The 23,477-nt window shown below is 41.3% G+C and carries 20 protein-coding genes and 1 pseudogene; 7 read left to right on the plus strand and 14 right to left on the minus strand.

The genetic code is table 11. The features are described from left to right. The first annotated feature begins 19 nt into the window (after window positions 1-19). Window positions 20-5,812 (plus strand): trifunctional serine/threonine-protein kinase/ATP-binding protein/sensor histidine kinase, encoded by a 5,793-nt coding sequence (locus tag H6G74_RS05590; protein ID WP_190966737.1) that lies wholly within the window; start codon window positions 20-22, stop codon window positions 5,810-5,812. 269 nt (window positions 5,813-6,081) lie between these two features. Here H6G74_RS05590 and H6G74_RS05595 read toward each other — a convergent pair whose 3' ends face one another. After that, complete coding sequence (locus H6G74_RS05595) at window positions 6,082-6,738, minus strand: DUF3386 domain-containing protein (RefSeq protein ID WP_190966738.1); 657 nt, start codon at window positions 6,736-6,738, stop codon at window positions 6,082-6,084. A 102-nt stretch (window positions 6,739-6,840) separates the two neighbouring features. Between H6G74_RS05595 and H6G74_RS05600 the strand changes: the two genes are divergently transcribed. Further along, window positions 6,841-7,506: a LuxR C-terminal-related transcriptional regulator gene (locus tag H6G74_RS05600; protein WP_190966739.1), complete on the plus strand. Its 666-nt coding sequence runs from the start codon at window positions 6,841-6,843 to the stop codon at window positions 7,504-7,506. Window positions 7,507-7,691: 185 nt separating this feature from the next. On the opposite strand, the gene H6G74_RS05605 is transcribed toward H6G74_RS05600, so the two are convergent. From H6G74_RS05605 to trpS, 3 genes are all read right to left on the minus strand, one after another. After that, window positions 7,692-8,621, minus strand: a complete 930-nt coding sequence (locus H6G74_RS05605) for a methylenetetrahydrofolate reductase (RefSeq protein WP_190966740.1) — start codon at window positions 8,619-8,621, stop codon at window positions 7,692-7,694. A gap of 140 nt (window positions 8,622-8,761) precedes the next feature. Next, window positions 8,762-9,718 carry a hypothetical protein gene (locus H6G74_RS05610; protein WP_190966741.1) on the minus strand — a complete coding sequence of 319 codons (957 nt, stop codon included), beginning with the start codon at window positions 9,716-9,718 and terminating at the stop codon, window positions 8,762-8,764. 317 nt (window positions 9,719-10,035) lie between these two features. Continuing rightward, on the minus strand, window positions 10,036-11,043 hold the full coding sequence (trpS, locus tag H6G74_RS05615) for a tryptophan--tRNA ligase (protein ID WP_190966742.1): 1,008 nt from the start codon (window positions 11,041-11,043) through the stop codon (window positions 10,036-10,038). A 395-nt stretch (window positions 11,044-11,438) separates the two neighbouring features. Between trpS and H6G74_RS05620 the strand changes: the two genes are divergently transcribed. Further along, window positions 11,439-12,185 carry a DsbA family protein gene (locus tag H6G74_RS05620; protein WP_190966743.1) on the plus strand — a complete coding sequence of 249 codons (747 nt, stop codon included), beginning with the start codon at window positions 11,439-11,441 and terminating at the stop codon, window positions 12,183-12,185. A 301-nt stretch (window positions 12,186-12,486) separates the two neighbouring features. On the opposite strand, the gene H6G74_RS05625 is transcribed toward H6G74_RS05620, so the two are convergent. The 5 genes from H6G74_RS05625 to petB form a co-directional block, all read right to left on the minus strand. Next, on the minus strand, window positions 12,487-12,858 hold the full coding sequence (locus H6G74_RS05625) for a hypothetical protein (protein WP_190966744.1): 372 nt from the start codon (window positions 12,856-12,858) through the stop codon (window positions 12,487-12,489). 78 nt (window positions 12,859-12,936) lie between these two features. Next, the gene (locus tag H6G74_RS05630) at window positions 12,937-14,103 is read right to left on the minus strand and encodes a glycosyltransferase family 4 protein (protein WP_190966745.1); all 1,167 of its coding nucleotides are present in this window, start codon (window positions 14,101-14,103) and stop codon (window positions 12,937-12,939) included. 177 nt (window positions 14,104-14,280) lie between these two features. After that, a complete protein-coding gene (locus H6G74_RS05635; RefSeq protein WP_190966746.1) occupies window positions 14,281-14,715 on the minus strand; it encodes an ATP-binding protein in 435 nt (144 codons plus the stop codon). Between the two features lie 402 nt (window positions 14,716-15,117). Further along, entirely contained in the window at window positions 15,118-15,600 is a 483-nt protein-coding gene (petD, locus tag H6G74_RS05640; RefSeq protein WP_190592621.1) for a cytochrome b6-f complex subunit IV, read from the minus strand. Window positions 15,601-15,827: 227 nt separating this feature from the next. Continuing rightward, a complete protein-coding gene (gene petB / locus H6G74_RS05645; RefSeq protein ID WP_062297765.1) occupies window positions 15,828-16,475 on the minus strand; it encodes a cytochrome b6 in 648 nt (215 codons plus the stop codon). Window positions 16,476-16,841: 366 nt separating this feature from the next. Between petB and ctpA the strand changes: the two genes are divergently transcribed. Further along, window positions 16,842-18,089, plus strand: a complete 1,248-nt coding sequence (ctpA, locus tag H6G74_RS05650) for a carboxyl-terminal processing protease CtpA (protein WP_190966747.1) — start codon at window positions 16,842-16,844, stop codon at window positions 18,087-18,089. A gap of 285 nt (window positions 18,090-18,374) precedes the next feature. On the opposite strand, the gene H6G74_RS05655 is transcribed toward ctpA, so the two are convergent. Then, window positions 18,375-19,061 (minus strand): MBL fold metallo-hydrolase, encoded by a 687-nt coding sequence (locus H6G74_RS05655; RefSeq protein ID WP_190966748.1) that lies wholly within the window; start codon window positions 19,059-19,061, stop codon window positions 18,375-18,377. Window positions 19,062-19,317: 256 nt separating this feature from the next. Here H6G74_RS05655 and H6G74_RS05660 point away from each other — a divergent pair, with 256 nt between their 5' ends. Continuing rightward, on the plus strand, window positions 19,318-20,796 hold the full coding sequence (locus H6G74_RS05660) for a site-2 protease family protein (RefSeq protein WP_190966749.1): 1,479 nt from the start codon (window positions 19,318-19,320) through the stop codon (window positions 20,794-20,796). Window positions 20,797-20,948: 152 nt separating this feature from the next. On the opposite strand, the pseudogene H6G74_RS31055 reads toward H6G74_RS05660, so the two are convergent. The 4 genes and pseudogenes from H6G74_RS31055 to H6G74_RS05675 form a co-directional block, all read right to left on the minus strand. After that, window positions 20,949-21,149, minus strand: a pseudogene (locus H6G74_RS31055) (type II toxin-antitoxin system VapC family toxin); the annotation flags it as partial. A 24-nt stretch (window positions 21,150-21,173) separates the two neighbouring features. Continuing rightward, entirely contained in the window at window positions 21,174-21,350 is a 177-nt protein-coding gene (locus H6G74_RS31060; protein ID WP_242051159.1) for a hypothetical protein, read from the minus strand. A 10-nt stretch (window positions 21,351-21,360) separates the two neighbouring features. Then, window positions 21,361-21,645 carry a hypothetical protein gene (locus tag H6G74_RS05670; protein ID WP_190966750.1) on the minus strand — a complete coding sequence of 95 codons (285 nt, stop codon included), beginning with the start codon at window positions 21,643-21,645 and terminating at the stop codon, window positions 21,361-21,363. A 169-nt stretch (window positions 21,646-21,814) separates the two neighbouring features. Continuing rightward, window positions 21,815-22,021, minus strand: a complete 207-nt coding sequence (locus H6G74_RS05675) for a type II toxin-antitoxin system RelE/ParE family toxin (RefSeq protein ID WP_190966881.1) — start codon at window positions 22,019-22,021, stop codon at window positions 21,815-21,817. 570 nt (window positions 22,022-22,591) lie between these two features. Between H6G74_RS05675 and H6G74_RS05680 the strand changes: the two genes are divergently transcribed. Together H6G74_RS05680 and H6G74_RS05685 are read left to right on the plus strand one after the other, a co-directional pair. Next, window positions 22,592-22,945, plus strand: coding sequence for a hypothetical protein (locus tag H6G74_RS05680; RefSeq protein WP_190966751.1), 354 nt, complete (start codon window positions 22,592-22,594; stop codon window positions 22,943-22,945). 3 nt (window positions 22,946-22,948) lie between these two features. Further along, the gene (locus tag H6G74_RS05685; RefSeq protein ID WP_190966752.1) at window positions 22,949-23,374 is read left to right on the plus strand and encodes an HNH endonuclease; all 426 of its coding nucleotides are present in this window, start codon (window positions 22,949-22,951) and stop codon (window positions 23,372-23,374) included. Window positions 23,375-23,477: the final 103 nt, after the last annotated feature.

Raw genomic sequence — 23,477 nt, forward strand, 5'->3', positions numbered from 1 at the left:
ATTTTGAGGATTTAGTTGTATGGTTAGTACTCTTGTGAATATTCCCGGATATCACATAACTGAAGAACTCTACAATGGTTCAAGGACGCTGGTTTATCGTGGTTATCAAGACAGTGATTCCTTACCAGTAGTGATTAAACTACTGAAAAACTCTTATCCCAGCTTTCATGAACTCTTGTCGTTTCGCAATCAGTACACCATTACCACAAATCTCTACTCACCTCTAATTATCCAAATCTATAGCCTGGAAATTGTCCAAAATGGCTATATGTTAGTGATGGAAGACTTTGGCGGGATTTCTCTGAAAAATTATTTCGCTAACTATATAACATCTCTACAAGAATTTTTGCCAATAGCAGTAGCAATTTGCAACACACTAGATATACTCTACCGCCAGCGCATTATTCACAAAGATATTAAACCCAGCAATATATTAATTAACCCGGAAACTAAGCAAGTTAAATTAATCGACTTTAGTATTGCATCTTTATTACCAAGAGAAACCCAATCCCTCGTCAATCCTAATGTTTTAGAAGGGACACTAGCTTACATTTCTCCAGAACAAACAGGGAGAATGAATCGCGGGATTGATTATCGCACAGATTTCTATTCTTTGGGTGTAACTTTTTATGAATTACTCACAGGTGAATTACCTTTTGCGTCAAATGATCCAATGGAATTGGTACATTGTCACATTGCTAAAACTGCACCATTAGTACATGAAATCAATTCCAAAATTCCATCTGTACTATCAGAAATTGTTAGTAAATTGATGGCGAAAAATGCCGAAGATAGATATCAAAGTGCATTGGGATTGAAATTTGATTTAGAGAAATGTTTACATCAGCTAAAAGAAACTGGTAGGATTGATAATTTTGAAATAGCCACAAGGGATGTGTGCGATCGCTTCCTCATCCCCGACAAAATTTATGGACGAGAAACTGAAGTAAAAACCCTGCTGCAAGCCTTTGATAGAGTAAGTTTTGGTGCTACAGAAATGATGCTCGTTGCTGGGTTTTCCGGAATTGGTAAAACCGCAGTCGTCAATGAAGTTCATAAACCAATTGTTAGACAACACGGCTATTTCATTAAAGGCAAATACGACCAATTTCAACGTAATATTCCCTTCAGTGCATTTGTGCAAGCATTCCGGGATTTGATGGGGCAATTATTAACAGAAAGTGATGTTCAAATAGAGCAATGGAAAAATAAAATTCTAGATGCTGTTGGTGAAAATGCTCAAGTAATTATTGAAGTTATTCCGGAATTGTCAAGAATTATTGGCGAACAGCCACCAGCGATAGAATTATTAGGGACGGCGGCAGAAAATCGCTTTAATTTATTATTCCAAAAATTTACCCAAGTCTTTACCAGAGTAGAACATCCATTAGTCATATTTTTAGATGATTTGCAATGGGCAGATGCAGCATCATTCAATTTGATGAAGTTGTTAATGAGTCAAAAAGAAGGAGGCTATTTATTTATTATTGGTGCTTATCGGGATAACGAAGTTTTTCCCACTCATCCGCTAATGTTGGCATTAGAGAAAATTCAAAAAAACCAAGTAACTGTCAATACTATCGAGCTAACTCCGTTAAGTCAATCTGACGTGAATCATTTGATTGCCGATACTTTTAATTGCGAAAGCGATCGCGCTTTACCCTTGACTGAGTTAGTCTATCGAAAAGTCAAAGGAAATCCGTTTTTCACAACCCAGTTTTTGAAGGCGTTGTATGAAGATGGATTGATTGTGTTTGACTGGCAGACAGGCTCTTGGCAATGCGATGTTGCACAAGTGCGAATGCTAGCCCTCACCGATGATGTCGTGGAATTTATGGCATTACAGCTACAAAAGTTATCTCCCGCAACGCAAAACATTTTGCAGCTAGCTGCTTGTATTGGCAACTCTTTCGATTTAGGAACTCTGGCGATTATTTCCGAACAATCGGAAATAGAAACAGCAACAGCGTTGTGGAAAGCTTTGCAAGAAGAACTAATTTTACCGCAGAGCGAAATCTACAAATTTTATCAAAACTTGGAACTTGACTTTCAACACTTAAGCTCTAATACTCAACACTGTTACTATAAGTTTCTGCACGATCGCATTCAACAAGCAGCGTACTTTCTGATTCCCGCCGAAGAAAAACAATCTGTTCACTTGAAGATTGGGCAATTACTGCTTCACAATACACCAGCAGCCAACCTGGAAGATGGCATTTTTACGATTGTCAGTCAACTAAACTTGGCACAAGAATTACTCACCCAATCCGCAGAACGTCAAGCCTTAGCGGAGTTCAACCTTTTGGCAAGTCGCAAAGCCAAAACCGCTACAGCTTATGTTGCAGCTCTGCAATATGCCGAGAAAGGTATAGATGTACTGGCTGAAGACGGTTGGGAAACTCAGTATAACTTGACTCTGGAACTGCATCAAATAGCGACAGAAACAGCCCATCTCATTGGTGATTTGCAAAAGATGCAAACCTTTGCCAATCTAGTTCTCAGTCATGCCAAAACGCCATTAGATCGAGTCAGCGTGTATGAGGTGATTATTGAGTCATTTACTGCTCAGGCTCAGATTGCCGATGCGATCGCTGGCGCAATTACTATTCTGGGACAATTAGATGTGGAACTGCCCTCAGTACCTAGCCAAGCAGATGTAACAGCTGCCTTTGATGCCGTTTCCAATGTCCTTGGCGGACGCTCACCTGCTGAATTACTGAACCTCCCACCTGCAACGGATCTCAAGATTCTGGCAGCAGCACGAATTTTAACATCAGTAGCACCTCCGGCTTATCTATCCCAGCCACTTTTATATTTAGTGGTGATTTTAAAAAAGGTTTATCTATCAGTTGTCTACGGCAATGAGTCAACATCACCCTTTGCCTATGCTTCTTATGGAATATTGCTATGTGGTGTCATAAACGACTTGGAATTAGGCTATGAATTTGGTCAGTTAGCCCTGGATTTACTATCTCAAGATCCCAATTCCCAATTCAAAGGAAAAACTTTATTACTGGTCTATATTTACACTAGACATGGAAAAACGCATTTGCGTGAGACTTTACAACCTTTACACAATGCCTATTCTAGTTGTTTGGACGTGGGCGATCTGGCTTTTACTGGTTATTGTGCGTATAACTACGTATTATATTCCTATTTTGCCGGACAAAATTTAACTCAACTAGAATTAGAATCTCATGCCTATTGTCAAGCACTCGCTCATCTCAAGCAAAATCTCACTCTCACTTATGCTTTATTAGCTCGACAAATTATCCTGAATTTAACGGGATATGCAGATCATCCTGTGGATTTGATCGGTACAGCTTACAACGAACAGCAACAATTGCCATTGCATGAAGCCGCAAGCGATCGCACTGGATTAGCATTGCTGTGGATGAACAAACTAATTATTTCTTATCTATTCGGTGAGTTTGCCCCAGCCGTACAACAAGCCCAACAAGCAAGACAGTATTTAGATGCTCTTCTGTCTTTTGTTTATGTACCCATCTTTCATTTTTATGAGTCTTTAGCGGAACTAGCGGTGTTTGAACAACTCTCAGTTGCAGAACAACAGCAGATAAAAGAACGTATCGTTAGTAACCAAGAAATTCTCAAATACTGGGCAACACACGCACCCATGAATTTCCAACACAAATACGATCTGGTAGCAGCAGAGTGGTATAGAGTCTTGGGGAATCGAGCAGAAGCAATAGAATATTACGATCGCGCTATTTCTCTGGCTAAAGCCAACGGCTACCTCCAAGAAGAAGCCTTAGCTCACGAACTAGCAGCTAAATTTTACCTCGGCTGGGGTAAAGCCAAAGTTGCCGCCGGCTATATGCAAGAAGCTTACTATTGTTACGCCAAATGGGGTGCAAAAGCCAAAGTTGCCGATTTAGAAAAACGCTATTTCCAACTACTTGCCCCGATATTACAGCAAGCTCGTTCGGCTTTCTCAACTGATGAAACTATCTTCGCTCTGGGGACTGTCACCTCCACAAATTCTGCCACTTCTAGCAGCAGTGTTTCAGATACCCTAGATTTAAAAGCGATTCTCAAAGCTTCCCACACGATGTCCAGCGAAATCGAACTGGAAAAATTGCTGTCATCGTTGCTAAGAATCGTCATCGAAAATGCAGGGGCTGATAAATGCGTGTTAATGCTGTTACGAGACTCGCGCCTGATCATTAAAGGCTCAATTATTCTAGGAAAACAGCCAGTTGTGTTACAGAACCTCCTGGTTGAAGATAGTCAAGATATTCCCCAAAAAATAATCTATAAAGTCAAGCACAACAACCAAACTGTTGTCCTGATGGATGCAACAGCAGATCCCACCTTAGCCAAAGATCCGTATATACTGCGTCAACAGCCTAAAAGTATCTTGTGCAGTCCAATATTGCATCAAGGCAAGTTGATGGGCATTTTATATCTGGAAAATAGTTTAGTTGCAGGAGCGTTTACAAGCGATCGCGTCGAACTATTGAATTTACTTTGCGCCCAAGCCGCAATTTCCCTAGAAAATGCCCTACTTTATGAAAATTCCCAGAACTATGCTCAACAATTGACACAATCTCTCACGCAATTGCAGGCTAATGAAATCCGCTTTCAAAATTTAGCAAATAATATTCCGGGTATGGTGTACCAATTCCATCTGGCGGCGGATGGTTCCACTTCTACACCCTATGTTAGTTCTGGCTGTTGGGACTTGTATGAGTTAGATCCAGAGTTAGTAATGGCGGGGATACATAATCTTTATACAATGCACCATCCTGATGATCACGCAGCAATGGTAGAAGCCCTTACCTACTCTGCACAAAATCTCACCCCTTTTGAACAAGAATGCCGCCTTGTCCTGCCTTCGGGAAGGGTGAAATGGGTGCAATTTGCTTCCAGGCCAACGCGACGAACTGATGGGGTAATTGTATGGGATGGAGTAGTAATTGATATTAGCGATCGCAAACAAGCTGAACTTGCCTTGCAACAAGCGCAATTACAAATAATTCAAAATGAGAAAATGTCTGCTTTGGGTAACTTAGTTGCGGGTGTCGCTCACGAAATGAATAATCCTTTGGGCTTTATTGCTGCCAGTATTAAACAAGCTAAACCCACCATTGCTGATATTTTTGAACACTTAAAACTCTATCAAGAAACTTTTCCCAACAAGAGTGAAGAAATTGAAGACCATGCCGAATCAATTGACTTGGAATATAGCTTAGAAGACTTGCCCAAAATGCTCGATTCTATGACTATGGCGTGCGACAGGCTGAAAAATATCAGCACCAGTTTACGTACTTTCTCCCGTGCCGATCGCGATTACAAAGTGCCATTTAATATTCACGAAGGGATTGATAGTACCATTCTCATTCTCAAACATCGCCTGAAAGCTAACGAGCAACGTCCGGCAATTGAAGTTGACACTAACTACGGTAAATTACCGCAAATAGAGTGTTTTCCTGGGCAATTAAATCAGGTATTTATGAATATTCTTGCTAATGCTATTGATGCCTTAGAAGAATCAAATATTGGGCAGTACTTAGCAGATATTCAAGCCAATCCCAACCGCATTACTATTACAACTTCAATAGCAGAACGTTGGGTCAAAATTGCCATTGCTGATAATGCTAAGGGGATGAGTTCAGAAGTTCAACAAAAAATATTTGACAATTTATTTACTACGAAAGCTGTCGGTAAAGGCACCGGGTTAGGATTGGCTATAGCAAAACAAATTGTTGAAGAAATCCACGGTGGCAAATTGTCTTGTCACTCTGTTCTAAGCCAAGGTACAGAATTTATCATTGAAATTCCTGTATAGGAATCTGGTTTGATTTCTGAATCTAGTTGTGTAGATAGAGAATAGGGAGTGAGAGTAGGAAAGAAGCATTATTTGGATATACTTATTTTTTCATAAATCAAATATGAGTCCTAAATAAAAAATATACGCCTCCATTGGAGGCGTATATCTACAGCAGATTGCAGATGAATAAGGTACACATATAAATATTAAAACTATTGTGGAGTGGGCATCTTGCCCACCCTTGTATACCTTACTTAGATTAAATGTGCTGTATTTGAAAATTCAGCTTAAGCAGCCGCAGGTTCTAACAATTTAATATTCGAGAAAATAAATTCTTGAATATTCAGATGTCCATTGGTTTCGGTGCGAATTTCTCGACGGTTGAGAATAAAGTATTTGCCTACTTTTTCATATTCATCAGTAAATTCGCTTCTACTACCTTTTTGTTCACCAGTGGTGGGGTCATGGTAAACAGAGTCATAAGTGTGAGATAAGTAGCCTTCGCCAGTGTCGTGGCTGCTGAAAGTGTTGATAGTTACGACTACGCCGTGAATGTGACGGTGAACTAAGCTAACTTCGTTATTGCGGACTTTATATTTATCGCCAGCACCTTTACCACCAAGTATAATTTCGACTGCATCAGTTAAGTCGGTGTCACCATAGCTAAAAGTATTTTCGCCGTGGGTTTGTTCAAAACTGCGACGGACACGGTGAATAGCAATTTCCCAAGCTTGACCGTGGATGGCTTTTTTAACGGCTTCGTCTTCTACTCCCAAAACTTCCGCTTTGAGTTCAGCATTGATGATTACTTTACCTGTAGTAACTTTATCGTCATACTTATAGGTAACATCTGCGGTATAACCGGGGAAATTATTATCCCATGTGTAACGGTTTTCATAAGCAGCCCGGAAAAGTTCCTGAGCAGAGAGTTTGGTAACTGTCATGTGCTTCTCCTAGCGTATCCAGTGATAATAGCGTTTTATTCTTGCTGGTATTAGCATAGATGTAATTGTCGAGCAGAGCATAGTCCCCAATCGGGTACACTTATGGCTAATTCTCTTCATGCTGTATTTGGTGCGATCGCTAGTGTCCGTAATGAGCAAGAATTACATCTGGCTCTCAAGGATAAGATTAGCGACCATTTTGGCGTGCAGCATTGGGGTATTTATCTTTTAGATGAAACAACACCAACCGAAATTGATATTCCCGCTATTCCCTCAGTATGTTTAGAGGGGAACCCTGTTGGACGCTACGTTGTTGAGCGTCACGCTCCCGCCCATGAGCAATTATTATTATCTCCAGGCGATTGGAAACATTTTTGCTCCCGTTCTGACCACGAACACGTCATGACAGGGCCGATTGTTTGCGATGGTCAGTTAGTTGGTACTTTACACTTAGCACGCGATCGCGGCAAGCCTGCTTTTGATGGCAATGATTTAGCGGATTTGAGTGCTGTATGCTTGCATTTGTCTGCTAAACTCGCCACTTTAAGGGCAAAACCCACAACTTCACCTTTAGTTAGTCGCCTGACACCACGCGAGTTAGAAATCGCGGAATTGGTAGCCCAAGGTTTAACTAACGCCGAAATTGGTGAAAAACTCTGGATTACGCAAAACTCAGTTAAGCAAGCTTTAAAGCGGATGTTTCGCAAGCTAGAAGTATCAGCACGGGCAGAGATGGTAGCGAAGTTACAGGATGTTTTGGTTTCCTAGAGAATGATGAATTAATATGACTCGCCCACGCAACTTTTCGCAAAATCTAAAATCCAAAATGGTATAACCACCATCACCCCGGCTTTTTTCTACAGTCGGGGTGATTTTGCAGATGATCAAACATCTGGTTCAACAATAAGCGATCGCACTCTCCGGTAAAGTCAGAAATGCGATCGCTTAACTTTTTACTTCGTCACAACCAAATTAATTGGTGCAACTCCCGCCAAATCCAAAATCTTGGGAATCAAATCTTCCCGCTTCACCGCCATAATATGGACACCATGACATAATTGCCTTGCTGTTTGCACTTGTTCGGCGGCAATTTTGACACCTTCTTCTAGGGGGTCTTGGGCTTTGGCTAATCTATCAATAATATGTTCGGGAATATTTACACCCGGAACGCACCTATTAATAAATTGAGCATTTTTCGCTGATTTCAACAGAAAAATTCCTGCCAAAATAGGTTTATTATGCACAGAAGCTATCTTATCCATGAACTTTTCTAGTCTTTCAAAATCAGTGATTAATTGACTTTGAAAAAATTGCGCTCCGGCTGCAACTTTGCGTTCAAAACGACTTTGTAAACCAGACCAACTACCACATTGAGGGTCTACGGCTGCACCGACAAATAAATCTGTTGCACCATCAGTCAAGGGTTTATCGTTGCAATCAACACCTTGATTCATTTTTTGAATTAGTTGCAGCAGTCGCACTGACTCTAAATCAAATACGCCCTTCGCATCGGGATGATCGCCTGCTTTTACTGGGTCGCCTGTTAAAGCTAAGATATTCCGAATACCCAAAGCATGAGCGCCCATTAAGTCGGCTTGCAAGGCAATACGGTTGCGATCGCGGCAAGCCATCTGACAAATTGGTTCAATGCCGTTTTGTAATAAAATCGCTGAAGCCACTAATGACGACATTCGCAACACAGCGCGGCTACCATCAGTAATATTGACAGCATGAACTCTCCCCTTAAGAGTCGCCGCCATTTCAATCATGTGAGTCGAATTTCCCCCTTTTGGGGGTGCTACCTCGGCGGTAACTAAAAATTCCCCCGCTTGCGCGGCTTTACGGAAATAATTTAAAGCAGCACAGCTATGGTTATCTTCCATAACGTTATTCTTTATGTTCTTTTTAAGCGTATAACGAATTACACCTTAAAGAACAAGGGGCATAATTGGGAAGGGGAGTATGGAGGAAGTGAGTCACAACTACCCCCTACACCCTGTTCATACTCGTGCTTTGCTCACGCTCAAGTCGAGATGCTTTCCAGCAGCAGCTTCTCAGCACTACCCACTTTATACCAAGCTTCGGGAATCAAATCATAATTACCAGCTTGTTGTGCGGGAAAATCACCAGCTTCTATTCGGGCAATAATTTTGGGTAAAGCAGCAATAAATTCTGGGCTTCTATCTTTAGGGTGTAGCGTCCACGCCGCAGGATTGGTTAAGTTTGCCCGAAAATAATCTGTCTGTTTTAGTTTTTCCGTTACCATAACTTCCCAAGAATCTAACTTACCTTTACCCGTAAAATTACTCAGAGCCGTTTTTAATTGAGTAGGTAAGTTATTCATCCATTGTTTGTTATATTTACACCAAATTATAGGTAGAGGCAGAAGCTGATTAAAACGCTGACAATTTATTAAATAAACTCTGCTACCAAAAGTTTTAAAAATATCATAAGGCTCTGATTTTTTCTTGGCTGTGGGTGGGCCAGCCAATGGTCTGACAAACATCATTTGGGGATTTTCTGTCATTAATTGAATTGCTTGGTTAATCCAATTATGATTAGGATTTTGGTACATTAACATATCACTATCGAAGTGCAACATATAGTCGCTTTTACATTCTTCAATGCTAAAAGCAGAGCCTAGAATGGGATAGCCTTTATAGTTATGGGTAAAGCGAATTTGTGTACCAAAATGTTTTTTGTAAACTTGCTCGTGATAATTTTTATCGTAGTTTATATCGACGATCCGATCCACAACACCTAATCGCAGTAGCTTTTCTGCACACTCGCGCAATTCTTTCATTGTGCCGATAGAAGGACGAGTTAGTTTATCTCCTGTTAGTGATGCTGTATCAATAGCTAAAACTTTTTCCTCAAAAGGAAAATTATTTACTTTTACTAAATGAGGAATTGTTTGTAAAATAAAAGATGTATCTGGACGCGCTACAAAAATCCACAATGAACAACTTGGATTTGTCACACTAAAAATACCTTGATTCTATAAATTTTATCTGTTTCTTAGGATATATAGTAATACGTAGGTATAGAACTAATTTCTAAATTAGAGTAAAGTTAGAATAAATTTTTTGTTTTGTCAGGGTTGTGGGCATTGGCGCTAATCCAGCGTCTATTCACTGAAAGTCTTGCTCTGCAATGAACGAGAAATCCTAAAAACCTGCATTTATCAGAATTAAGAAGTGGGGAAGAAAAACAATGATCATTCTTCCCCAGCACTTGCTAGTTAGAAAGTACGTAAGTATAAACTTAAGTACAAGCTTGGCTATAGGCCATGACGAACTACACAGGCATAGAGTAGCCTAACGCTGCTTTCACATCTGCTAAAGTTTGATTAGCGACCGCTTGTGCTTTTTCCCGCCCATCACGCAACACAGACTCCAAATACCCCTTGTCATCCATAATTTGCTGATATTTTTCTTGGATGGGTTGCAAAGCATTAATTGTTGTTTCTGTCAATAAAGGCTTGAATTGTCCCCAGCCCATATCTTGGCATTCGGCTGCTACTGCTTCTTTGCTCTTGCCAGACAACAACATATACAAAGTTAACAAGTTATTACACTCTGGGCGTTCTGGATCATCAAAAGTTAAACCCCGTACAGGATCAGTTTTGCACCGCTTGATTTTATTCGCAATCTGGTCTGGTGGATCTAACAGATTAATCCGGCTTAACTCTGACGGATCAGACTTAGACATTTTGCGTGTCCCATCGGTCAAACTCATCACCCTTGCGCCGTCTTTCCGAATCAAAGGATCTGGTAACTTCAAAACTGGTCGATCCTTGGCAAATTGATGATTTAATCGATTGACAATATCCCTTGTCAGTTCTATGTGTTGCTTTTGGTCTTCACCCACCGGCACTTTATCCGCTTGATAAAGCAAAATATCAGCCGCCATCAGCACTGGGTAGATTAACAAACCTGTACTAACGTTTTCACCTTGTTTAACAGCCTTTTCCTTAAACTGAATCATGTCTTGTAGCCAGTTTAGGGGAGTGATGCAGTTAAGCAGCCAAGCAAGTTCACTGTGTGCGGAAACGTGGGACTGGACAAAAATACTGGAATGGTTTAAATCAATCCCACAGGCCAGGTAAAGCGCGGCGATAGTGTAAGTATCTGCCGCCAAAGACGCTGGATTATGCGGTACAGTAATCGCGTGTAAATCCACTACACAAAAGAAATTTTCATACTGGTCTTGGATTTCTACCCAGTTGCGAATTGCGCCTAAGTAGTTACCTAAGTGCAGATTACCAGTTGGTTGAACTCCTGACAGCACACGCTGCTTACCCATAAATTCACTCTAGTTCTTGCTAAATGTTCATGCACGTATTCATCCCTATGATGCCGTGTCACACGGCATTATAGACTTTTTATGCGTCAAAGGTGGCAAGATAGCAATTTCTCTCCAAAACAGTAGGATGTGTTACGGCGATGAAAGGATTGAGCTTATGAAGGCATAAGAATTAGCCGTAACGCACCGAGATATATGGTGAGTTATCAGTAATCCTTAATTTTTAATTAAGTAGAAACTTCAAATTCAGATCAATATTCCAGAAAGAACACAAGGCTGTAACCCTCTTAAATTCTGCTTTATCTCAACAAGAAATATTTACAATCCCCTACTTTTTAACTTTACAGACAGTAGGTAATACTTAAATAGTGCTAGACCACTTTCAGTATTTTGATATGCGACAATTATTTCAGTATCTACGTACCTGGGTCATCGTCTGCCTGATGTGTTTGGTCTTAGGCTGGACACTACCTGCACAAGCAGCTACCGACATTGACTCTAAACTCGAAAAGCAAGTTTTAGAAATTATCCGTAACAATCCACAATTTGTTCTTAACTCTCTGCAAGAGTATCAACTGGCTAAACAAGAAAAATTACAGAAAGTCCAACAAGCTTTTTTAGATGATTTAAAATCTAATCCCGCAAATATCATTGGCGAATCACCAACAACTGGTGCGGCTAAGTCTAAAACAGTGCTAGTTGAGTTTTCTGATTTTCAATGTCCCTACTGTGCGGAAGTACATAAAACTCTGAAATCAGTAGTAGACAAGCACAAAGACGAATTAACCTTGGTTTACAAGAATTTTCCTTTGACTGGAGTCCACCCAGAAGCATTCCCCGCAGCACAAGCGGCTTGGGCTGCTAAACAACAAGGTAAGTTCTGGGAATACCATGATGCTTTGTTTGAAAATCAAAAGCAACTAGGTGAAACCTTATACGTTGATATTGCTAAAAAACTAAACCTCAATTTGGTGAAGTTTGAGAGCGATCGCAAGTTGGCAAAAACAGCCATTGAAAAAGACCTCAAACAAGCAAATGATTTAGGTATCGCTGGTACACCATTTTTAGTTATCAACACTGATAAATACACTGGTGCAGTCCAAGCAGCCGACATTGAAGCGAGATTGGGTAGTGCTAGTTAAATAGACAGAATTTACACACGAAGATTGTAAAAAATAGGTGTGAGGGTGTAGGGGTGTATGTATCCAAAACCCTTACACCCTTAATTTTTTGTACCAAATAACCGTAAAGGACGAGTAGGACACGAAGTTATAGAAATCCGATTTGATTTCTGAACTTACTTGTGAAGGTAGGGAACAGGGAATAAAAACTGTACTGAGTTTTTTACAGAAATCAAATACGAGTCCTGCATAAAAATCTCTCTCCCTTGTCTCCCTTATCTACCTTGTCTCCCTTGTCTCCCTATTCCCGAAGACTTTTTCGTTAATCTTCCAATGATTGGGCTTGTACTTCTACCGCAGTCACATCAATTGTGCCTTCTGGTGCAAAGCGTTGGAAGTGACCTTTCTGGATTGATAGCTGTTCGCCACAGTTAGGACATTGTAATTGGCTATTGTTCAAACCAGTGAATTCGTAGGCGCAGACAGGACACTTGTCAGTTACTAAGTTGCGTTGTAGCCACCAGCGAAAACCAAAGAAAGCCACTACAGGCGCTAGTGACAGCAGTGCAAACAGGATAAATAAAGATTTTACTAACCAACCCAGTCCCAATGAACCTAGCAACCAGATAACTGCTAAGAAAGTGAGCAAAGGGCGGAGATTTAGCATATTCAATTGTGAATTGTTAAAGCTCATTTTTTAATTACAGTCTTGCTCTCTTTCTAGGATAGCGAGTTTAGAGATTGTCAAGGGTCATTTGTTACTGGTCATTGGTTAAGATGTTTTTACTAACGCTGCAAGCTGCTGTTTAAAGGCTGCTGTTCCGAAATGCGCGATCGCTTGTTCTCGCAACCACTTGCCATCACAGCGTTGATCATTCTTTTGTAAAATTTCAATACAAGCGGCGGCGACAGCATCAGCATCACGGTGTGGCACTCGCCAGCCTAGTTTACCATCTTGTAAAGGATCAGCCGAGCCATCTGCATCACCGGATAAAACTGGGATACCACAAGCCATTGCTTCGAGATAAACAATCCCAAAACCTTCTTGAGAAGGCATGATATAAGCATCTGCTAGGCGATAGTGGGCGATTAAATCTTCTGTGGGGACAAAACCAGCAAACACAACGCGATCGCTTACCCCCAAATCTTGGGCTAACTGGGCTAATCGCGGTTGATCATCACCACGCCCAATCACCAAATATTTCACTTCTGGAAAAACCTGGGCGATTTGAGGTAAAGCCCGAATTGTCACATCTACGCCTTTATAAATATCACCCGACCACAGGCGTGCTACTGTCATCAAGACTTTAGCATCTGTTAAACCATACTTCTCGACTAATTCTGGTAGTTTTTCCCCTGGGGTAAATTTATCACCATCAATTGCACAAGGCAGCATTTTCACTTTTTCGGGGTCAATCCCATTCGCCGCACAAGCGCGATCGCGGCTGTAACGGCTGATAGTCCAAATTTCGCTGGCGGCGGCGAGTGCGCGGCGTTCTGAATTTTTTAAGGGTTCCCAGACTTCTTTCCCGTAGGTGAGGACTGTGTAGGGAATACCTAACGGCTGACAAAGAGTTTGGATTAAGACAGCAAGTTTAATATGACCACAAAATACACGTTGGGGACGTTTTTGTAAGAGAAACTTTAATAAAGCCCCGGCCATCGCCATTCTGCCGATTTGCGGCGACTTATTTTTAAAATAATGGAATTTTACACTCTCAGACGCAAAAGGATTAACACAATCTGGACTATCTCGCAGGACAAAAACATCTGTCTTGTAACCTGTATTCAACTCTGTATAAGCTTGAAAAATATCTTTGACATAAGACTGAATCCCTCCTTCACAGCCAAAAACTTCGATAAAAACGAAAAACTGGTGCGGAGTTTGGTGAACTTTGTTAATCCCTTGTGGTTTTTCTTCTGTTAAATCAGTCAGCATTTAAGTTTTTATTGATACAAGTTCCACTTTAGTGCAGCCAGAATTATCTCTATGCTGCTGCCAAATCTTAGCAAAAGTGTCACTAAAATCGTATGCTGACTTTACTAGACTGTGTATATTTTTTATACACAAATTTTGTATTTAACCTGAAATTCCCTTACATTTATCCATCGGAATTTATTGGCGACTGTACTCGGTAATTAACAGACAATTTCGCTCATCCGCGCTACGTTCATAAACCACCCGATCCGTCAAACGCCTCAATAAAAACCACCCATAACCTCCTTCCTGGGGAGTACCTGGTTTCGGCTCGGCGATCGCATCTGGATTAAAAGGCTGGCCATGATCCCAAATTCTAATTTCCATTCGGTCAACCCATAGACTCACTTCAATATCTATAGTTGTTTCCGGTGGCAAAGCCTCATGAGCATGGCGCACTGCATTGGTAAAGCCCTCTGCTAATGCTAAATTCAGACGATAAAGTTGGTTTTCTGTCCAACCACGTTGACATAAATATTTGAGACAAAACTGCTCAAACCATTGTTGAACTTTATTTAAGAGCGGAAGTTCGCTCCTGACAGTCAGATGGTCGCGCTCCACCATTCTCAGCATTGACCTTGACTTGAGTATTCAATAAAAAATGTTTTTACTGGTTGAATTTGGGAGATTTCCAATTTTGGTATAGCTTTGATGTCACAGGACAGCGTTAAATGTCCTTTCCACTGTGGCTATTGTTATAACCCAAAAAAATCTCAGGTACTGCCTAGTACAGTTTGGCGTAAATAAACAGACCCTCAGAAATTGCTAAAAAGCTTATGGTATCAATATTATTTCCTTTTGCCTTTTTACTTTTTCCTTTTGCCTTGTTGTACTAAATTACTAAAATTGACGCTTGTTAGTTGTTTAACTAGCATATTTTAGAGGGTATGAGTGGTTTTAGCCACCACTCACACCCTTTTACATGCTAATCAAACTTACACAAGCGTCAAAGCAATTTTTGGTAACTAATCTAATTTAGAAAAGTCCCAAGGTCAAGGATTTGTCTAAAGGTAAAGCTGCGCCAATACCCAACCACAAAGTTACCAAAGTTCCAAACAGAAATACTGTAGTTGCAACTGGGCGACGGAAGGGGTTTTGGAACTTATTCACGCTCTCAATGAAGGGAATCAGAATTAGTCCCAGGGGTACGGAAGCCATTGCGAGAACTCCCAACAATTTGTTAGGAAGCGATCGCAAAATTTGGAATACAGGGTACAAGTACCACTCTGGTAGAATTTCCAGTGGTGTAGCGAAAGGATCTGCTGGTTCACCTGTCATTGCTGGATCTAGTACAGCTAGAGCCACAATACAAGCGAAAGATCCCATAATTACAACTGGGAATATATAAAGTAGGTCATTGGGCCAAGCGGGTTCACCATAATAGTTGTGACCCATTCCCTTGGCGAGCTTGGCTCTTAAGATAGGATCGCTCAGATCGGGTTTTTTCTGTGTTGCCATTTTTAAATGCGTTCTCCTGCTGAATTTCAGTTAAAGCATTGATGTTAGCCATTTGCTTTGAGGCTACCCCAGTCTTGTCAGACGGGGGAATAGCCATTATTTCTTAGTCAAACTGTCTGTGATTTTTTGCTGATGTGCCATATCTAATTGTTCATCAGTTTAAAACAAACAAATTTGTCTGGAAATAGCTAATGCCTGTTCACATTTTGGCTGAACCAACAATGAAATTACAAAGGCCCGGAAATGCCTTGTTTGCGAATCATCAAGAAGTGGAACAGCATGAAGACTGCAATTAGCCAAGGTAGAACAAAGGTGTGGGCGCTGTAGTAACGAGTTAATGTTCCTTGACCAACACTAGAACCACCGCGCAACAAATCAGAAATCAATGTCCCAACAACAGGAATTGCTTCTGGTACACCACTCACGATTTTCACAGCCCAGTATCCTACTTGATCCCAAGGCAGAGAGTAGCCAGTTACACCAAAGGAAACGGTGATCACAGCCATGATGACACCACTTACCCAGGTTAATTCGCGGGGCTTTTTAAAACCACCAGTCAAGTAAACCCGGAAAACGTGCAGAATCATCATTAACACCATCATGCTGGCAGACCAACGGTGGATGGAGCGAATCAGCCAACCGAAGTTTACTTCGTTCATGATGTACTGTACAGAAGCATAAGCTTCTGTAACTGTTGGTCTGTAGTAGAACGTCATGGCAAATCCAGTAGCAAACTGGATGAGAAAACAGACGAGGGTAATTCCACCCAGACAGTAAAAGATGTTGACGTGGGGAGGGACGTACTTGCTTGTTACGTCTTCAGCAAGCGCCTGAATTTCCAAGCGTTCCTCAAACCAGTCGTAAACGTTGGCCATACAATCTCAAGTTCCTAAAAAATCGGTTGCGGTTGATAAATCTCCCAATTGGCAATTTTGGGATTTTCACAAAAAGGTTGTTTGTTTGGTTTTTTTGCTTTCAGAGTGATGAGCGTTTTCAGCAACTTAACACTCTGTAAATATGAAATATATGGCGTTCTCTTTGCAACCAAACACTTCAAATGCCAGTTCCAAAGAAGATTTTATCGTTTGTAGAGTGCCTTGTGTACTCATAGATTGCCTTAACAATTTGATGAGAGCAATGCACTACTTCTATAAAAAAAGTAACATAGTCGAGAGATAGATTTCATCAACAACGAGAGAACTGGGCAGTTCGATACAATTTGGGTTCAGGTGGAATTGAGAATGGGGTTCATGCAAAAGTACGTTTTTCGGGTGGTTTTGTCACTATTTTTGGCATTTTGTTTGGCGCTTGGCGGGTTTATCCCAACGGCCACAGCATTGACCGGTGAACAAAAGCTAGTTTCAGAAGTTTGGCGCATTGTCAATCGGACTTATTTAGACGACACATTTAATCATCAAAACTGGGCAAGTGTGAGACAAAAGGTGCTAGAGAAGCCTTTGACCAACAAAGACGCTGCTTACACGGCAATTCAATCCATGCTTAAGAGTTTAGATGATCCTTTTACCCGTTTTTTAGATCCAGAACAGTACCGTAGCTTGCAGGTCAATACTTCTGGAGAATTAACTGGAGTTGGGTTGCAAATCGCCCTCAATCCCCAAACAGGTCAATTAGAGGTGGTTTCGCCGATTGAAGGTTCACCAGCCGAGAAAGCCGGCATAAGACCGCGCGATCGCATTCTCAAAATTGAAGGATTTTCCACAGAGAATTTAACTTTGGATGAAGCAGCAGCCAGGATGCGCGGCCCTATTGGTAGTTTAGTAACGCTGTTAATTGAGCGTGATGGAGAAGCACAGCGAGAAGTTAGTATAGTGCGCGATCGCATTGAACTCAACCCAGTTGTTGCCCAATTGCGTACTTCTTCTCAAGGCACATCCATTGGCTATCTTCGCCTGACTCAATTTAACGCCAATGCCTCTACAGAGTTGGCACACGCTATTAATAGTCTAGAGAAAAAAGGCGCTGCTGCCTATATTTTAGATTTACGCAATAATCCAGGGGGACTTTTACAGGCTGGCGTGGAAATTGCCCGACTGTGGTTAGATTCTGGCACTATTGTCTACACTGTGAATCGTCAAGGTATTCAAGGCAGTTTTGAAGCCTTTGGCCCAGCACTCACAAAAGACCCCTTAGTAATTCTTGTTAATCAAGGAACTGCTAGTGCTAGTGAAATTCTCGCTGGTGCATTGCAAGATAATGGCCGCGCTCAATTAGTAGGCGAAACTACATTTGGTAAAGGCTTAATTCAATCTTTATTTGAACTTTCAGATGGTTCTGGTTTAGCAGTCACAATTGCTAAATATGAAACTCCCCAACATCGAGATATTAATAAACTTGGAATTAAGCCAGATAAAATAGTTACCCAACAACCCATTACCCGCGATCAACTCGCCACAGAAGCAGATTCCCAATATAAAGCCGCCGTCGAGATATTGGCACAGAATCCTTTAGTTGTGGGGAGTCGGGAGTAGGGAATTGGGAGTAGGGAGTTGAGCGCATCTGTCCCACCTCGGAATCAATTCCAAGTCTCATAGCGCAAGTTCTCTTTAGAGAACTCAAACAGAAGTTTATTCCAGTCCACTTGAGTGGACTTGGGCTATGAGCCTGGAACTTTAGTTCTAGGCGGGATTGGGTACAACATAGAAATTTTGGACTGGTGTATACACCGCAGAAAAGAGCAATTGACAACCGTATTTTACCTTTTCCTCTTGCTCCGTTTCCCCTTCCTACTCCCCACTCCCTACTCCCTATTCCCTCTATAAAATCGGTTGTACCTGCAACAACTCGGAGAAATCCAAGGCAGCTAAACGCTGATATGCTTGGTCTATCACACGCTTACCTCTCAGAAAACCTGTATTTGCACCCGGACAAAGATACTCAAGGGTGTCTGGGGTAAAGCGTTCTAGTAAAGATTGAACATTTTTAATTTGTCTAGGCCAGTGAAAGGTTTTAGCGGTACGTAATGGTACTGGTTCACCCTGTTGATTGGGTAATAAATGCCGACCAGAAAATAAAACGCCGCCGAATGTGCTGTCATAAAGACAAGCGGAACCAGGGGAATGTCCTGGTGTCCAAATAATTTGGGTTGTGGAAGTCAGAATAATTTCTTGGGTAAAGGTCGTAACAGTTAAATTAGGTAATAAATAGGCTTCTTGTTCTTGAATGATCACCTCACAACCCAAAGCTTGCTGGAGTTCTGGGGTTTTGCCAATGGCACCACGGTGCGTAATCACTAACCAGCGTACACCCCCATGAGATCGCAAAAAATCCAGATTTATTTGTTCTAACGCTGGGCAATCGATGAGGATATTCCCTTCATTTCTTACAATGAAATAGGAGGTTCCTCCCAATGTGTCCCGATTTGGCACAAAAGCAAAAATGCTGTCAAGTACAGGCCGTGGTGCTTTAGCATGATGACCGGGTGGTTGAGGTAAGGAACCCATGAGAAAAACTATACAAAAATGAGGAGTGCTACAAATTTAATCACAGAGTTGAACTACTGATCTAATTTTCGGCTTGAGATTGTCAAACCGTTGTTTTATTAGCTTTTGTGCAGTTCATCTGTGGTCATGATGGAACAAATTGGTACTAAAAAATTCTGCCTTAATAGTTAACTATTGTTAAAAATTGGGGTTTGAGATTCTGCTTTGTGGTGGTGACACTACTGGTGGGATATTTTTCCAAATTATTAAAGAAAACATGAATTTTTGGTTTCTCCTCCTCCTAGGACTAGCTACTTATTTGATGGTGCAACGCAGTGCGCTTGGCATTACACGTACGCCTGTTTGGTTGTTATGGCTAGTTTTAATGACACCAGCATTACTATTGACTGGATGGACAGCCAGATATGGCATTAAACAACCTCCGCCACCATCACTGATTATCGGTTCTTCTATTGTTTGTCTCTTGTTATACTGGCTGTTATTTCAATGGGGGCGAACAGCGTCAACAGATAAGCAAACTGAACCTCAAACTCCCAAACCAGAATCGGTTATCCATCCTACCGCAGAACCAGTACCAGTGCGTCCCATTGAACCTACCGAAGAAAGCCAGCTACGAAATTGTTTTCCTTGGTCTGTATACTATATTCAAAATCTTGAGTATCGACCCCAAGCGATTATCTGTCGCGGACAGTTACGAACTACACCGCAGCAAGCTTACCAGCGAATTAAAGCCAACGTCGAATCACAATTTGGCGATCGCTTTTTGCTCATCTTTCAAGAAGGCGTAAATGGTAAGCCATTTTTTGTGTTAGTGCCTAACTCACAAGCCGCTTCAGCAGCTAATCAAAACAAAACCGAAAAATTAACTAGACCAGGATTAGCACTTTTACTATTAATTACAACTCTTTTCACGACCACATTTGTGGGATCTAGAATCTCTGGGGTTGAACTCACAACATTACAATCTAATCCCCAAACTTTGTTAGAAGGATTGCCATATTCCTTGGGGTTAATCACGATTTTAGGCACTCACGAACTCGGTCATTACTTAACAGCTAAATTCTACAAAATTCGCTCAACGCTGCCATATTTTATCCCCATGCCTTTCTTCTTGGGGACTTTCGGTGCATTCATTCAAATGCGTAGTCCAATTCCTAACCGAAAAGCTTTATTTGATATCAGCATTGCCGGGCCAATTGCCGGATTTATCGCCACATTACCGATTTTAATTTGGGGTTTAGCTCATTCTGAAATCGTCCCCATGAATGAAAAAATGGGTATTCTCAATCCTGATGCCCTGAATCCGAAATATTCAATTTTATTAGCATTGCTTTCTAAGATAGCTTTAGGCAGTCAACTCACTGCTAAATCTGCTATTGATTTACATCCTTTAGCCGTGGCTGGTTTTTTAGGATTAATTGTCACAGCCTTAAATTTAATGCCTGTGGGACAACTCGATGGCGGTCACATTGTTCATGCAATGTTTGGACAACGCACAGCCATGATGATTGGTCAAATAGCGCGGTTATTACTGCTATTACTGTCTTTGGTACAGTCAGAATTTTTTGTTTGGGCAATAATTTTATTGTTTATGCCGCTAGTTGATGAACCAGCCTTAAATGATGTCAGCGAATTGGATAATGGACGCGATATTTTGGGATTAATGGCGATGGCTTTATTAATTATCATTATTTTGCCATTACCACAGGCGATCGCTAACTTACTTCAAATTTAAACATCATTACCTACTGACTAAATTGATAGTAGCCCACCCTGCTAGGAGCGATCGCTAATTAATAAATTCGGCAATGCCGTACTCTCGCCGCTAATGAATTCTACAAAATTGGCGATCGCACTAAACATAATTCAGAAATGGAATAAGTGGTACTAGGATGAAGGAGTGATGAGCCTTAGATTGGGTATTTCTAGGAAGTCTTTGATGTTGTGAGTGACTAGCGGTAAATCATAGTGTATGGCCGTTGCAGCAATCCACGCATATTGAGGCGAAATTGGTCGTCCTGCGTTTTGTCGATTAGCACGAACCTTTGCCCATTCTCGACAAAGAGGTTGATCCACTGGAATAATTAGGTAATTCGAGAGGTATTGTTCTAATTAGGTGATACGATGATTTCCCCACTGACGTAAGATTGCCCACTGAAATAATTCAGCGACACTCATGAATGACAATGCCAATTCTTGACCACTTAAAATTGGCAGGTAAGGGTCGGCATAATCACTACCTTTGAGGATGAAGGAAGCAATGTCAGTATCAATCAAAAGAAGACTCATGGGAGTTTAGTTAGATCGCCTCTTGGCGCTGTTGTCGCAGGAAGGTGAGAAAATCTTCAATAGAGTCTTCTTCCGGCCAAAAATCGGCAGCAATGTCTTTGAGGTTATCAACAGTTTTAGGAGGATGGTTGGCAAGTAGCTGCTTGAGTGTAATACCTTGAAAGAACTGGGTACTAAGGGTTTGAAGATCGGGTTGAGAATTTGAGTTTTGGGTAAGGATTCGCAGCAGTTGTTGGCGTTCTGTAGATGAAAGTTGTTGGATAGCAGCGATCGCAGCTTCAAATTGTTGAGTCATAGGTAGTTTTGTCGTTGTCTGCTTCTATGCTATTTGAATTTGCCTGCGTTAGCGAAGCTTTGCCGGAGGCATCGCTCACAACTATCTCAAGCTTAGGCGATCGCTAATTAATCAATTCGGCGATGCCGTACTCTCGCCGCTAAAGTATTCTAGAGAATTGGCGATCGCACTAATACACATCATCACGATCACCCAAATTTAGCAAGAGAATTGCGTCTTCTTTGCCTTCTTCTTGGTTAGCCACAAATTCAAAAAGAATGCGATAGCTGTAGTCGATGGAACAAGTCCAAATACCAGCAAACTCGCCTGAAAGCTTATGAATTTTCAACTTAGGATGGAAAGGATCTGCAACAAGTTGTTCTAGAGTTTCTTCAATTAAGGATAGTTTGCTTCAAGAGAGGACAGAAATGTATCGAGTTTATCGGGGCTGACTTTGCCTTCAAAACTTTTCCTGGTCAAACTCTTAACATCATCGATAGATGGAGTAATTGAGGAAGACATCATCATCATAAATATCCTTTAGATTTCAAAAAGGGATCAAAACTAATTAATGAGTTTCGACTTTCATAATGATTCTCAGGTTCGTAAACCTCAGAAATCTCAATGCTTTGAGTTGTTTAAAACACTATCAAAACTCCGAGGTGCAGTCTTTACAGAAAAGTATGGAGTTGAAGTATGAAAAGTATGGTTTGATGAAAATGTATACTTTGCTGAAGCTAGAAAATCTATGGAGTTTAAACAGGCACAGGCGATCACTCACCATGTTATCAATAACAAAATTGCTCGACCCCTAAGCTACCCAAACAGCGATCGCCAATCATGCTTTCAATAACAAAATTGGCGATACCTGCGGTAAGCTACGCTAACGCAAAACCAATTTAACCCAGAGAATCGGTGAGATGGGCTAAAATCAGGAGTATCTTCTACAAGCCCTAAACGCCATATCATGCAGATTAGAGTTGACATTCCCGATGAGTTGGCACTCCGGCTGAGTCCACTACAAGACCAATTACCCCAGATTTTAGAATTGGGATTGCGAGAATGGAACGCAATTGGTCAATCTGGATTTTCTGGGTTGACAGAAGTGTTGGAATTTTTAGCAAATCTCCCCTCTTTGGAAGAAATTTTGGCATTGCAGCCTTCTGAGGCGTTACAACAGCAAATCGCCAGCTTGTTAGAAAAAAATAGGACGGTTGGATTAACAGCCCAAGAAGAACAAGCTTGGCAGCAATATGAATATGTTGAACATTTAGTGCGGATGGCTAAGGCGAAAGCATTGCTCAAGCTAAAGGCATTGTAACGGATGAGCAAAACATACATCTCTGCGGCACTCAGACGCTTAGTTTGTAATCGCGCTAATCATGCTTGTGAGTATTGCTTAATGCCGGAAATTGCGGTGCTTGTGCCTCATGAAGTCGATCATGTAATTGCCGAAAAGCATGGCGGACAAACAGACGAAACTAATTTGGCACTGGCCTGTACAATTTGCAACAAGTATAAGGGCAGCGACCTGACATCAATCGATCCCAGCAATGGAGAAATTGTGAGATTGTATCAGCCGCGTCAAGATCGCTGGTGCGACCATTTTCAGTTAAAAGATGGTGAAATTCAGCCGTTGACTGCGATCGCACGGGTGACGGTGCGATTGTTACAGATGAATCGTCCGGAACGTGTGGAAGAACGAAGGGTGTTGCTACAAGCAAATGTGCTAATTGTACCCGACTGTTAATGAGGGTAATGGCTAAAATTCTTTGCAAGTAGTTGAAATAAGAGATCGCTTCCTGATTGTCGGTGAAGCGATCTCTTTCTCAATCTCATACATAAGCTTTTGA

It is taken from the genome of Nostoc spongiaeforme FACHB-130, from assembly GCF_014698475.1.
Taxonomy (GTDB): Bacteria; Cyanobacteriota; Cyanobacteriia; order Cyanobacteriales; family Nostocaceae; genus Nostoc_B; species Nostoc_B spongiaeforme.